The 12,668-nt window shown below is 63.3% G+C and carries 11 protein-coding genes; 1 reads left to right on the top strand and 10 read right to left on the bottom strand.

Annotated elements, in window-relative coordinates; genetic code table 11:
• Nucleotides 1-59: 59 nt before the first annotated feature.
• The 10 genes from rseP to E0H22_RS25935 form a co-directional block, all read right to left on the bottom strand.
• On the bottom strand, nucleotides 60-1,211 hold the full coding sequence (gene rseP / locus E0H22_RS12995; protein ID WP_233026041.1) for an RIP metalloprotease RseP: 1,152 nt from the start codon (nucleotides 1,209-1,211) through the stop codon (nucleotides 60-62).
• A gap of 43 nt (nucleotides 1,212-1,254) precedes the next feature.
• On the bottom strand, nucleotides 1,255-2,481 hold the full coding sequence (gene dxr, locus E0H22_RS12990; protein WP_233026039.1) for a 1-deoxy-D-xylulose-5-phosphate reductoisomerase: 1,227 nt from the start codon (nucleotides 2,479-2,481) through the stop codon (nucleotides 1,255-1,257).
• 4 nt (nucleotides 2,482-2,485) lie between these two features.
• The gene (locus E0H22_RS12985; protein ID WP_430715253.1) at nucleotides 2,486-3,202 is read right to left on the bottom strand and encodes a phosphatidate cytidylyltransferase; all 717 of its coding nucleotides are present in this window, start codon (nucleotides 3,200-3,202) and stop codon (nucleotides 2,486-2,488) included.
• Nucleotides 3,199-3,954: an isoprenyl transferase gene (locus E0H22_RS12980; RefSeq protein ID WP_233026035.1), complete on the bottom strand. Its 756-nt coding sequence runs from the start codon at nucleotides 3,952-3,954 to the stop codon at nucleotides 3,199-3,201. Before E0H22_RS12980 ends, E0H22_RS12985 begins: the two co-directional genes overlap by 4 nt.
• A 93-nt stretch (nucleotides 3,955-4,047) precedes the next feature.
• Nucleotides 4,048-4,614, bottom strand: coding sequence for a ribosome recycling factor (gene frr, locus E0H22_RS12975; protein WP_233026033.1), 567 nt, complete (start codon nucleotides 4,612-4,614; stop codon nucleotides 4,048-4,050).
• A gap of 60 nt (nucleotides 4,615-4,674) precedes the next feature.
• Nucleotides 4,675-5,391, bottom strand: a complete 717-nt coding sequence (gene pyrH / locus E0H22_RS12970; RefSeq protein WP_233026032.1) for a UMP kinase — start codon at nucleotides 5,389-5,391, stop codon at nucleotides 4,675-4,677.
• Between the two features lie 76 nt (nucleotides 5,392-5,467).
• Nucleotides 5,468-6,391: a translation elongation factor Ts gene (tsf, locus tag E0H22_RS12965; RefSeq protein WP_233026031.1), complete on the bottom strand. Its 924-nt coding sequence runs from the start codon at nucleotides 6,389-6,391 to the stop codon at nucleotides 5,468-5,470.
• A 178-nt stretch (nucleotides 6,392-6,569) separates the two neighbouring features.
• Nucleotides 6,570-7,556: a 30S ribosomal protein S2 gene (locus E0H22_RS12960; RefSeq protein WP_233026030.1), complete on the bottom strand. Its 987-nt coding sequence runs from the start codon at nucleotides 7,554-7,556 to the stop codon at nucleotides 6,570-6,572.
• A gap of 223 nt (nucleotides 7,557-7,779) precedes the next feature.
• Complete coding sequence (dnaE, locus tag E0H22_RS12955; protein ID WP_233026343.1) at nucleotides 7,780-11,241, bottom strand: DNA polymerase III subunit alpha; 3,462 nt, start codon at nucleotides 11,239-11,241, stop codon at nucleotides 7,780-7,782.
• 452 nt (nucleotides 11,242-11,693) lie between these two features.
• Entirely contained in the window at nucleotides 11,694-11,816 is a 123-nt protein-coding gene (locus tag E0H22_RS25935) for a hypothetical protein (RefSeq protein WP_283818826.1), read from the bottom strand.
• A 322-nt stretch (nucleotides 11,817-12,138) separates the two neighbouring features.
• On the opposite strand from E0H22_RS25935, the gene E0H22_RS12950 reads away from it, so the two are divergent.
• Complete coding sequence (locus tag E0H22_RS12950) at nucleotides 12,139-12,444, top strand: DUF3551 domain-containing protein (protein ID WP_233026028.1); 306 nt, start codon at nucleotides 12,139-12,141, stop codon at nucleotides 12,442-12,444.
• Nucleotides 12,445-12,668 lie beyond the last annotated feature (224 nt).

Here is a 12,668-nt window from a genome sequence, read left to right as displayed (position 1 = left end):
TTTCATTCCAAGACGTTGCCTTACGGCCACGTTATCCCCGCCCTGGACATGATCTGACATCATGACCCGGCAAGATGAAGAATATCGTTATAGGTCGCGAAAACCATCAACATCAGCACCAAACCCAGCCCGATCCGGAACCCCATTTCCTGCGCGCGCTCGGAGAGTGGACGACCGCGCACCGCCTCCACGGCATAGAACAGTAAATGCCCGCCGTCGAGCAATGGAACCGGGAACAGGTTCAACAGGCCGATGGAGATCGACAGAACCGCCGCCAGATGGATCAGCGCGGTCAGGCCAATGGTGGCCACCTGCCCCGAGATCTGTGCGATTCGCATCGGACCGCCGATCTGGTCGGCCGCCTCGCGGCCGGTAAAGACGCCGCCGATATAGGAGAAGGTGCGATCGACGACGAACCAGGTCTCCTTGACGCCCAGAACGAAAGCCGTCGCCGGATCGACCCGCTCAGTGGTCGCCTCGCCCGCAGTGGTCGCGCGGGTGATGCCCAGCACGCCCAGGCGGTGGACATTGCCGAAATTGTCCTTCACCTCGCGCTGCTCCGGCGTCGCCTTGAGGTCGACGCTGGCATTGCCGCGCTTGACGGTGACGCTCAGCTGCTCGCCCGCGCTGATGCCGACGATACGCTGCATGTCCGAGAAGCTGGTAATGGCTTTGCCGTTAATCGACGTGATGACGTCGCCCGACTGGAAACCGGCCTTTTCGGCCGCGCTGCCGGCCTGAATGCTGTCCACCTTGGCGGTCGTGCTTGGCTTGCCGAAGAAGGTGAACAGCGCAGTGAAGATGACGATGGCGAGCAGGAAATTCGCGATAGGACCGGCTGCCACGATGGCGGCGCGCTGGCCGACGCGCTTGTGATGGAAGCTGTCCTTGCGCTCCGCGGCGGTCATGTTCTGCAGCGTTTCGGCAGCCGGTGTCGAGGCTTCGCTTTCGTCGCCGAAGAACTTGACGTAGCCGCCGAGCGGGATCGCCGAAATCCGCCAGCGGGTGCCGTGGCGGTCGTTGAAGCCGGCCAGCTCCGGACCGAAGCCCAGGGAGAAGGTCAGAACCTTGACGCCATTCCAGCGCGCGACCAGGAAGTGGCCGAGTTCGTGAAAGAACACGACGATGGTCAGGACGAACAGGAACGGCACGATATAGCCGATCAGGCCATGGCCCAGCTGGCCGATGCCGTTCTGAAAAAAGTCAATCATCCCAATCCCCTATACGAAGCCATACAGCCTCGCTGCTAAACGTCTACGAAGCCTTTGCGGCAATTTCAGGCAAGAGGTCTGCAGCCAGTTTTCGCGCTTTATGGTCAACGGAAATCGCATCGTCCGCCGACGACAGTGGCGCCAGATTACCGGCGCGCACCCACTCGTTCATGGTGGTCTCGACCAGCCGCGCGATGGCACCAAAGCGGATTTTCCCGGCGATGAATGCGGCGACCGCGATCTCGTTGGCGGCGTTATAGACCGTGGTGGCGCCGCTGCCCGTGCGCAGGGCGTCATAAGCCAGCTTCAGGCCAGGGAAGCGCGCATAATCGGGGGCCTCGAAGGTGAGCGAGCCGATCTTGGCAAGATCGAGCGGCGCCGCCCTGCCCTTGCTGATGCGGTTCGGCCAGCCGAGACAATGCGCGATCGGCGTCCGCATATCGGGCGTGCCGAGCTGGGCGACCACCGAGTAGTCGGTGAACTCCACCATGCCATGGATGATCGACTGCGGATGCACCAGCACGTCGATCTCGTCCGGCGACAGCGCGAACAGATACGACGCCTCGATCACTTCGAGGCCCTTGTTCATCATCGAGGCGGAATCGATGGTGATCTTCTGGCCCATCGCCCAGTTCGGATGCTTGAGCGCCTGCGCCAGCGTCGCCTGCTCGATGTCATCGGCCTTCCAGGTGCGGAACGGGCCGCCCGAGGCCGTGATGATCACCCGCGTCAGTTCATCGCGGCTGCCCGAGGCCAGCGCCTGGAACAGCGCATTGTGCTCGGAATCCGCCGGCAGGATGCAGGCGCCGGCCTTGGCGGCGCGGTCCATGAAAAAGTCGCCGGCGCAGACGAGGCATTCCTTGTTCGCCAGCGCGACCGTCGCCCCCCGGTCGACGGCGGCGAGCGCCGGCTTCAGGCCGGCGGCGCCGGAAACCGCAGCCATTACCCAGTCGGCGGGGCGAGCCGCAGCCTCGGTAACGGCGGCCTCGCCTGCCCCGGTTTCGATCCCGGTGCCGGCCAGCGCCGCGCGCAACTCCTCGCCCTTGCTCGCATCGGCTACGGCGACGAAGCGCGCGTTGAATTCCTTGGCGAGCTTGACGATGCCCTCGACATTGCCATTCGCCGTCAGCGCCTCGACCTTGTAGCGCTCGGGCGCGGAGCGAATGAGATCCATGGTGCTGTCGCCGATCGATCCGGTCGCACCAAGGACCGTGACGCTGCGGACCGCAGCCTCGGCAGCTTTTCCGTTACGCAGAGGAACTGGGCTCATTCAATCACCAAACCATAAGACCGCGGCCGACGCCATCGGCGCCGCCCCGTAAAAGACCAATCACAGCGGCAGTAACCACCGCGAAAACGTAACCATCGAGTCGATCCAGCAGGCCACCATGGCCCGGAATGATCTGGCCGGAATCCTTGACGCCGAAGCGGCGCTTCACTGCGGATTCGAACAGGTCTCCGATCTGGGACAACACCGTGAGAACGACGGCGAGCAACGCCAGCGGCACCGTCCCGCCGAGGCCTGACGAGGCGAAGCCGATCGCGACGGCGATGCTGAGGACCGTACCGCCAACAGCACCGGCCCAGGTCTTCTTCGGGCTGACACGCGGCCACAGCTTTGGCCCACCGATCGTGCGACCGAAAGCGTAACCACCGATATCGGTCACCCAGACCACCAGCAGGATGAAGATCAGCGCCGCAAATCCCCACTCCGCATCCCGGCGCACCAAAATGGAAGCCGCAAGCGCAGCGAGCGCGTAAACGAGGCCGATGGCAATCCACCCCGGTCGCTGGCCGACGATGCCGCGCCATTCGAGGAACAGACCGGCCGACACCAAGGTCACGAGGCCGCCCCATAGCCAGCCGCCAGCATAGGCCGCACCGAGCGCCAGCGGGATCAGGACGAGTGCCGCCAGCACGCGCAGCACGAGATTGCGCACACCGCGATCTTCCGCCTGTTGCGGCGCACCGTCTGGAGTAATGTTCGTCACGAAGCGGTTTTCGCGACCAGACCGCCGAAGCGCCGCTCACGCCTCGCGTATTCCGCAATGGCACTTTCTAGCGCCGCCTTGTCGAAGTCCGGCCAATGGATCGGCACAAACACGAATTCGCTATAGGCGGCCTGCCACATCAGGAAATTCGACAGTCGCTGTTCGCCGGAGGTGCGGATGATCAGATCCGGATCGGGAAGCCCCACCGTGTCCAGCGATTGATTGAGCGTATCGGCGGTGATGCTCTCCACCGAACGCTTGCCCTCGGCCACTTCGCGCGCGAGGCGTTGCGCGGCCATCGCGATCTCATGACGCGAGCCGTAATTGAAAGCGACAACCAGCGTCAGTTTGGTGTTGTTTCGGGTGAGATCTTCGGCTTCGCGCAGCAGCGAGGCGATATCGCCTTCGAGCCCCTGCCGCTCCCCGATGACCCGCACGCGCACGCCGTCGCGGTGCAGCGTGGCGAGATCGTTGCGGATGAAACGGCGCAGCAGTCCGAACAGATCGCTGATCTCCGAGGCCGGCCGCGACCAGTTCTCCGATGAGAACGAGAAGATGGTCAGATACTGAATGCCGAGTTCGCTGGAGGCGCGCACGACCCGCCGCAGCGCCTCGACGCCGCGGCGATGGCCTTCGGCACGCGGCAACCCGCGCGCTGCCGCCCAGCGCCCGTTGCCGTCCATAATGATCGCGACATGCGCCGGCGAGGATCGGTCAGATCCGTCAGTGGCTGGCGCGGCGGCATTCGGCATCGATTGAAATCCCCGAGCGTCTGGTCCGACAGATCTATGGCTGATTTGCGGACCAAACGTTTTGTATTTGGTTCAGGCGCGAACAGCCGCAACCTAGACCGTCATGATTTCCTTTTCCTTGGCGGCCAGCAACTGGTCGACTTCGGCGATCACGGCGTCGGTCGCCTTCTGCACCTCGGCATCATGGCGCTTCTGGTCGTCTTCGGAAATCTCGTGAGCCTTTTCGAGCTTCTTGATGATGTCGAGACCATCACGACGTACATGGCGAACGGCAACCTTCGCCGCTTCCGCATATTTATGCGCGACCTTGACGAGTTCCTTGCGGCGTTCCTCGTTGAGCTCAGGAACACGCAGACGCAGCGTGGTACCTTCGGTGGCCGGGCTGAGGCCGAGATTGGAATCGACGATGGCCTTCTCGACAGCCTTGACCATCGACTTGTCCCATACCTGCACCGACAGCATGCGCGGCTCCGGCACGCTGATGGTGGCGACCTGATTGAGCGGCATCAGGCTGCCATAGGCGTCGACCTGCACCGGTTCTAGCATCGAGGATGCCGCACGTCCGGTGCGCAGGCCGCCGAGATCGTGCTTCAGGGACGCGATCGCACCCTGCATGCGGCGCTTCAGATCGGCGAGGTCGAATGGGGCCAGAGCGGCCATGGAAGCTCTCCTTGATAACTGTCGGCAGGGGTACGAAGAGGCCCCTGCCCTCGTTGACGATCAACCCGCGACGATGGTGCCGCGACCCGTACCTGTCAAAATGGCGCCGATCGAACCAGGCTCGGCGATGGAAAAGACGATAATAGGCAGGGAAGCCTCGCGCGCCAGCGCAAAGGCCGTCGCATCCATAACCTTGTAATTGCCTTCCACCGCCTGCGAATGGCTGAGACGCTCGAAGCGCTTCGCGGTCTTGTCCTTCTTCGGATCGGCGCTGTAGACGCCGTCGACATTCGTGGCCTTCAGCACCGCTGCCGCGCCGATCTCGGCGCCGCGGAGCACGGCCGTGGTGTCCGTAGTGAAGAACGGATTGCCGGTGCCGCCGGCGAGCAGCACGATACGGCCTTCCGAGAGATATTTATGCGCGGTGGCGCGGGTGAACAGTTCGCATACCTGCGGCATCACCATGGCGGACAGCGTACGCGCCGGCACGGCCTGGCGCTCGATAGCGGCCTCCAGCGCGAGGCAGTTCATCACGGTGGCGAGCATGCCCATGGTGTCGCCGGTTGGACGCGACACGCCCCGGGACGAGACCTCGACACCGCGAAAGATATTGCCGCCGCCGACGACGACGGCAATCTCGACACCAAGCTTCTGGGCCGCGATGAGATCGCCGGCAATACGGTCGATGGTGGGCTGATCGATGCCGAATGGCTGTCCGCCGGCGAAGGACTCGCCCGACACTTTCACGACGACGCGACGATAGAGCGGCTCAGCCATGATGCGATCGCTTCCTTTCGAGGCGGCAGCTCCCGGCAGCAATCTGCCGGGAGGTCTTCATTCGAAGCGTAACTTCTTACTTCTGGCCGGAGGCCGCAGCGACTTCCGCCGCGAAGTCCGACGTCGCCTTCTCAATGCCCTCACCCAGCGCGTAGCGGACGAAACCCTTCACGGCGATCGGGGCACCGACCTTGCCTTCGGCTTCCTTGACCGCCTGCGCCACCGACTTGCCGGTGTCGTGGATGAAGGCCTGATCGAGCAGGCAGACTTCCTTGTAATAGGTCTTCAGGCCATTCTCGACGATCTTTTCGATCATCGCTTCCGGCTTGCCCTGCTGACGATACTTGTCCGCCATCACTTCCTTCTCGCGGGCGACCACGGCGGGATCGAGACCGGCGGAGTCGAGCGCCTGCGGATTGGCGGCAGCGACATGCATGGCGATCTGCTTGCCGAGGACGGCGAGTTCGTCGGCCTTGCCGGTGGATTCCAGCGCAACGATGATGCCCATCTTGCCGAGACCGTCGATCACGGCGTTATGCACATAGCTCGACACCACGCCGGCAGAGACTTCCAGCTTGGCCGCGCGGCGCAGCGACATGTTCTCGCCGATGGTGGCAATGGCTTCGGTGATCGCGGCCTCGACCGAGGACTCGCCGATCTTGTGAGCCTTGATGGCGTCCACGTCGGCGCCGACCTTCAGAGCGACCTGGGCGATCATCTTGACGAGGCCCTGGAACTGGTCGTTACGGGCCACGAAATCGGTTTCCGAATTGACCTCGACGACAACGCCCTTGGCGCCTTCGGTCAGCACGCCGATCAGACCTTCGGCGGCGACGCGGTCGGCCTTCTTGGCGGCCTTGGAGAGGCCCTTGGCGCGCAGCCAGTCGATCGCAGCCTGCATGTCGCCATCGGTGGCGGCCAGTGCGTTCTTGCAATCCATCATGCCGACACCCGTGGTTTCACGGAGGTCCTTGACCATCGCTGCGGTAATCGTTGCCATCGTAGAGCCCTCTGCCTGTCGGGGTGAAACGCCGCGGCCGGTGCCGGGTTCACCACAGGAACTAACATCAAGAGAATTGTAGATACGGAACGTGCGGCCGACATGACGGCCGCACGTTTTTCTTCAACACAGGCACAATGCCCGCAAGCCGGACAGCTCGCGGGATCGCGCCTTGCGCTTACTCGGCTTCCGCGGTCAGCGACTTGGCCTGGGCAACCCAAGCGTCCGCGCGGGCCGGCAGTCCGACTTCTTCGCCGATCTTGTGAGCGGTGTCATGGTCGAGCTCGGCGAGCTGCCAGTAGTGGAACACGCCGAGGTCGTTCAGCTTCTTCTCGATGGCGCCCGACACGCCGGTGAGCTTCTTGAGGTCGTCGGCGGTGCCGCGCGGACCGGCAAGGCCCTGGAAGCCCGAAGCCGGAAGCTCTTCCGCAACCGGAGCAGCCGAGGCGCCGACATCGTAGCCCGCTTCACCCTGGTTGCGCGAAATGCCATCGATGACAGCACGGGCGACGAGATCGCAATACAGCGACAGCGCGCGGCCGGCGTCGTCATTGCCCGGAACGACGTAGGTGATGCCCTTCGGATCCGAATTGGTGTCGACGATCGCCGCCACCGGAATGCCGAGACGCTGGGCTTCCTGGATCGCGATGTCTTCCTTGTTGGTGTCGATCACGAAGATGAGGTCGGGCAAGCCGCCCATGTCCTTGATACCGCCGAGCGAGCGGTCGAGCTTGTCCCGCTCGCGCTGCAGCGTCAGGCGCTCCTTCTTGGTGTACTGAGCGGCATCGCCCGAGTTGAGAACTTCCTCGAGATGGCGCAGGCGCTTGATCGAACCGGAAATGGTCTTCCAGTTGGTCAGCGTGCCACCGAGCCAGCGCGAGTTCACGAAGTACATCGCCGAGCGCTTGGCGGCTTCGGCCACAACGTCCTGCGCCTGGCGCTTGGTGCCGACGAACAGGATGCGACCGCCCTTGGCGACGGTGTCGCTCACGGCCTTCAGCGCGTTGTGCAGCAGCGGCACGGTCTGCGCGAGGTCGATGATGTGGATGTTGTTGCGGGCGCCGAAAATATATTCGGCCATCTTCGGATTCCAGCGGTGCGACTGGTGGCCGAAGTGAACGCCAGCTTCGAGGAGCTGACGCATGGTGAATTCAGGTAGTGCCATCGTTGTAGTTCTCCGGTTTGTTCCTCCGGAAGCGTGTGAGCAAAGGGCTGTGCGGACAGATGAATCTGCCAGCAGCCCGGTGCCACCGGACGGCGAAATTGCCATGCTTCCGTGTGAGATGGGCCGGCTTATAGCCGGATTCTGCGGATAAGCAAGGAAATCCGGTTGATTATGAAGGATTCAATCCTTCCGATCCAAAATTGAATCCTTGACCTGCCTTGCCCTACAGGGTCTCGACCATCTCGACGCCCGTCACGGCCTTGATCGCCCCGGCGATCTGCGGCGACACCACGAATCGGCCGTCGAGCTTGAATTCGACCTCGGTCTGGAGATCGAGCCGTAGGACAATCGAGACGTCACCGCCTCCATTGCCCGGACCGATCTGCCGCTGGAGCCGTTTTTCCAACGAATCCAATGCTTTGGTGTCCTTCATCACAATCCGTAGACCCTTCTGCGTCTTTGCTGCGGCCGCGTCGAGCGGTTCCGCATGAATGACGCGGGCACGAACATCCTCTCCCTGGAGTTCCGCACCGAGCTGCAGCAGGACTGCGGCGCCGGGTTCCAGCACGTCCCGGTACTGGGCGAGGCCCTCGGAGAACAGAATCGCCTCGAAATGGCCGGTCGGGTCCGACAGGCCCATGATGCCCATCTTGTTGCCGGTCTTGGTGCGGCGTTCCTGACGCGACACGACGGTTGCGGCGACCTTGCCGGCCGTCGCCCCCGTCTTCACCGCCTTGCAAAAATCAGCCCAGCTTTGCACCCGTAGCCGCTTCAATGCAGTGGCGTAATCGTCGAGCGGATGGCCGGACAGGAAGAAGCCGATGGCATCGTATTCCTTGCGCAGCTTCTCGGCGGCAAGCCAGTTGTCGATCTGCGGCAGCATCACCGTGGGCGCATCGGTGGCGCCGCCGAACATGTCGTTCTGCCCCGAGGTCGCAGCCTCGTTGGCGCGCTGGCAGGCGGCAAGAATGCTGTCCGCGCCGCCATGCACGCGGGCTCGGTGCGGATCGAGCGTATCGAACGCGCCGGCAGCGGCCAGCGTCTCGATGATCCGTTTGTTGACGGCCTTGGGACTGACCCGTGAGGCGAAATCGGCGAGCGAGGTGAACAGCCCGTTCCTGTTGCGCTCCGCGACGATCTGCTCGACAGCAGCGGCGCCAACGCCCTTCAGCGCCGCCAGCGCGTAATAGATCGTGTTCTCGCCTACCTCGAAGACGACGCCGGAACGATTGATGTTGGGCGCCTCGACCTTGATGCCGAGCCGCTGCGCTTCAGCACGGAATTCCGAGAGCTTGTCCGTGTTGCTCATGTCCAGCGTCATGGACGCGGCGATGAACTCCACCGGATAATGCGCCTTCATATAAGCGGTGTGATACGACACCAGCGCATAGGCCGCTGCATGGCTCTTGTTGAAGCCGTAGTCGGCGAACTTCGCGAGCAGATCAAAAATCGTATCGGCCTGCCCTTTCGGTACGCCGTTCTTCACCGAGCCCGCGACAAAAATCTCGCGCTGCTTCTCCATCTCGGCGCGGATCTTCTTGCCCATGGCGCGGCGCAACAGATCGGCGTCGCCGAGCGAATAGCCCGCCATCACCTGCGCGATCTGCATCACCTGTTCCTGATAGATGATGACGCCGAAGGTCTCCTTCAGGATCGGCTCGATGATCGGGTGCAGATATTCCGGCTCCTCGTCGCCATGCTTGCGCGCGCAATAGGTCGGGATGTTCGCCATCGGGCCCGGGCGATACAGCGCGACCAGCGCGATGATGTCCTCGAACCGGTCGGGCCGCATATCCACCAGCGCGCGCCGCATGCCGGCGCTTTCCACCTGGAACACACCGACCACTTCGCCGCGCGCCAGCATTTCGTAACTCGCCGCATCGGTGATCGGCGTCGTGGCGAGATCGACATGGATGTCGCGCTGCTTGAGCAGTTTGCACGCGACATCGAGCACGGTCAGCGTCTTCAGGCCGAGGAAGTCGAACTTCACGAGGCCCGCGGGCTCGACCCACTTCATGTTGAACTGGGTGACCGGCATATCCGATTTCGGATCGCGATACATCGGCACGAGCTCTGACAACGGCCGGTCCCCGATCACGATGCCCGCCGCATGCGTCGAGGCGTGGCGGGTCAGACCTTCCAGCTTCTGCGCGATGTCGAAAGCCTTGGCGACGATCGGGTCTTCGTCCCGCGCCGCCTGCAGTTTGGGCTCGTCCTCGATCGCTTGCTTGAGCGTCACCGGCGCGGCTGGATTTTGCGGGACGAGCTTGGTCAACTTGTCGACCTGCCCGTAGGGCATCTGCAGCACGCGACCGACGTCACGTAGCACACCGCGGGCCTGGAGCGTCCCGAAGGTGATGATCTGCGCGACCTGATCGCGGCCGTAGCGCTCCTGCACATAGGAGATCACCTCGCCGCGGCGGTCCTGGCAGAAGTCGATGTCGAAGTCGGGCATCGACACGCGTTCCGGATTGAGGAAGCGCTCGAACAGCAGGTTGAATTGCAGAGGATCGAGATCGGTGATGGTCAGCACCCAGGCGACCAGCGAGCCTGCGCCCGAACCGCGGCCCGGCCCGACCGGAATGCCCTGCGACTTCGCCCATTTGATGAAGTCCGACACGATCAGGAAGTAGCCGGCATAATTCATGCGGGCGATGACGCTCAGCTCGAAATCGAGCCGCGACCGATAGTCCTCCTCACTGCGTCCCTGCGACAGGCCATGCACCTTGAGCCGACGCTCCAGACCCTCGACGGCCTGCCGGCGCAATTCGTCGGTTTCCTCCTGCGCTGCCGCTTCGGCATTGCTGCCTGCGCCGACGGTGAAGCGCGGCAAGATCGGTTTGCGCGTGCGCGGCCGATAGGCGCAGCGTTCGGCGATCTCGACGGTAGACGCCAGGGCCTCCGGGATGTCGGCGAACAGCACCGCCATTTCGGCGCGTGTCTTGAAGCGATGATCGGGCGTCAGTTGCTCGCGGTCGCTCTCGGCGATGATCCTGCCGCCGGCGATGCACAACAGGGCGTCATGCGCCTCGTGATCTTCGGCGGTTGCGAAATACGGCTCGTTCGCAGCGACCAGCGGCAGGCCTTTGGTGTAAGCGAGGTCGATCAACCCCGCTTCGGCACGGCGTTCCTTCTCGATATTGTGGCGCTGCAATTCGATATAGAGGCGATCGCCGAACAGTCCGGCAAGCTGCTCGCAGCGCTGCGCGGCGAGCGCGGCCTGATCGGCGATCAACGCCTGCGACAACGGACCGTCCGGACCGCCCGTGAGCGCGATCACACACTCGGCCTCGTCCTTCAGCCAGTCGAGCTTGATATGCGGGGTCTGGTGGACCGGCGTTTCGAGGAAAGCGCGCGAATTGAGCCGCATCAGGCTCTGATAGCCACGCTCGCGGGTGGCGAGAAACACCATGCGCGGCTGCACGATGTTGAGCGCGTTGCGGGCGTTCGGGTCCTGATCGCCGAAATCGACGGCGAGCTCGACGCCGACGATCGGCTGGATGCCGGAGCCGGCCAGCTTCTCGGAGAACTCCAGCGCGCCGAACATGTTGTCCATGTCGGTGAGCGCCAGCGCCGGCTGGTGGTCGGCCTTGGCGAGGTCGGCGAGCTTGGCGACCTTGATGGAGCCCTTCAGCAGCGAATAGGCCGAATGAACGTGCAGATGCACGAAGCCGGGTGTGGACACGGCGGGACGCGGGCTCATGGGGTCGGACATGTCGGCACTTCGCAGGAAATATCGGGAAAGGCGGCGGCGCCAAGCATCCGACTCGCCGGGCTATCGTGGCCCCGGCCCGCCCGGCTGTCCATTTGAAACCGGACGACCCCGGGCCGCATCCCCGTTTTCCCGCGCTCCGAACGATCCTGCCGCGCCAGCCTCAGAGCTGGGGGATGACTTGCGCCCAAACGGCGATCATCCCGACGAACAGAACGATCGATGCCAGCGCCGCGGCTTCTTCAACAAAGGTCTTCAGCATGTCAGCCTCCGTGATCCCATCTGGAACATACGGAGAACAATGTTCTTATTCCGTTCCAAGAGTCAAGCGGGACTGAGCATGAGAACAGAACCAGCACGGAGAGATGGTTAAGAGCCGGAACGCTCGGCCTCATCGGCGCGCGACGATAGGCTTCTCTTTTGGGTCAGTGATAATCCTTCGGATCCTTGATCTCGCTGCAGGCATGCAGGCCGAGCGCAAGGAAAATGATCGGCACCAGGAACAAGCCGAGCGCCACCCAGACCACAATCGATCCCTCGCCGAACATGGCGATAACTCCCTGATCCCTTGCATCCACCGGATCGGGCTTATCGTGGCCGGCTCGGCCATTGTGTGAACGCCGTTTACAAGCTTACCCGGCCACTCATTTTAATCCTTTCTTAACCTGAATGACGGGCATTTTACGCGTGTGGTCGGCTGCACGCTTTTGTGCAACCAGGAGCCCTGCATGCCAAAAAGCCCGCCGGGCGATGTCTCCAGGCGGCATTGGGGCGCGGCGGCTGCTTTGTGAGTTGACGAATGGCCGTGCGACCGGCTTTGTGCTGCCAACGATATTGACCGCCGGCAGCGAGTCGGCAGGGAGACCCTTGATGCGTGCAGCTCTGTTTGCCTTGCTGGCCCTTGGCGCCACCACAGCCCTCGACGTCACGTCCGCAGCGGCACAGCGTTACAATCCCGGCCCGTTCTCCTTTTACACGCCGAGCGGCTACCCCTTCTGCATGCGCTCACTGTATGGTGACGACGATTGCAGCTATGCGAACTACCGGCAGTGCGCGAACACGGCGTCGGGTCTCGGCCTCTCCTGCTTCGCCAATCCGGCGCTCGCTTATGCGCCTCAGCCGGCCTATGACGAGCGGCCTGCCCCGCGCAAGCGCAAGAAGCAGCGCAACGACTGAACATCTGCACGACCAGGCGATTGAACGGCCGGCTCTGCCGGTCGTTTTGCGTGAGGTCACAGGTCCGCATTCTCGCGGCGCTTGCGCGTCCGAGGTGTGAGCAGGTCTCCCCTCGAAGACATGAGGGGAGGCGGCACGCCGCCAGGCGCGAGTGGTGGTTTCTGACGCTGCCCCTGCCTGCCGGATCGCCGGCAAACCTGAGCCGCGCAACGCCTGACGGCGTG

Origin of the sequence: Rhodopseudomonas boonkerdii (assembly GCF_021184025.1) — a bacterium.
Lineage (GTDB): Bacteria > Pseudomonadota > Alphaproteobacteria > Rhizobiales > Xanthobacteraceae > Tardiphaga > Tardiphaga boonkerdii.
Note: the sequence above shows the minus strand (reverse complement) of the source record. Positions and strands in the feature narration are given on the sequence as shown.

Coding starts and splice junctions, on each gene's coding strand:
- rseP (WP_233026041.1), bottom strand. CDS start 1,211: ATGATTGACTTTTTTCAGAACGGCATCGGCCAGCTGGGCCATGGCCTG.
- dxr (WP_233026039.1), bottom strand. CDS start 2,481: ATGAGCCCAGTTCCTCTGCGTAACGGAAAAGCTGCCGAGGCTGCGGTC.
- E0H22_RS12980 (WP_233026035.1), bottom strand. CDS start 3,954: ATGCCGAATGCCGCCGCGCCAGCCACTGACGGATCTGACCGATCCTCG.
- frr (WP_233026033.1), bottom strand. CDS start 4,614: ATGGCCGCTCTGGCCCCATTCGACCTCGCCGATCTGAAGCGCCGCATG.
- pyrH (WP_233026032.1), bottom strand. CDS start 5,391: ATGGCTGAGCCGCTCTATCGTCGCGTCGTCGTGAAAGTGTCGGGCGAG.
- tsf (WP_233026031.1), bottom strand. CDS start 6,391: ATGGCAACGATTACCGCAGCGATGGTCAAGGACCTCCGTGAAACCACG.
- E0H22_RS12960 (WP_233026030.1), bottom strand. CDS start 7,556: ATGGCACTACCTGAATTCACCATGCGTCAGCTCCTCGAAGCTGGCGTT.
- E0H22_RS25935 (WP_283818826.1), bottom strand. CDS start 11,816: ATGTTCGGCGAGGGATCGATTGTGGTCTGGGTGGCGCTCGGCTTGTTC.
- E0H22_RS12950 (WP_233026028.1), top strand. CDS start 12,139: ATGCGTGCAGCTCTGTTTGCCTTGCTGGCCCTTGGCGCCACCACAGCC.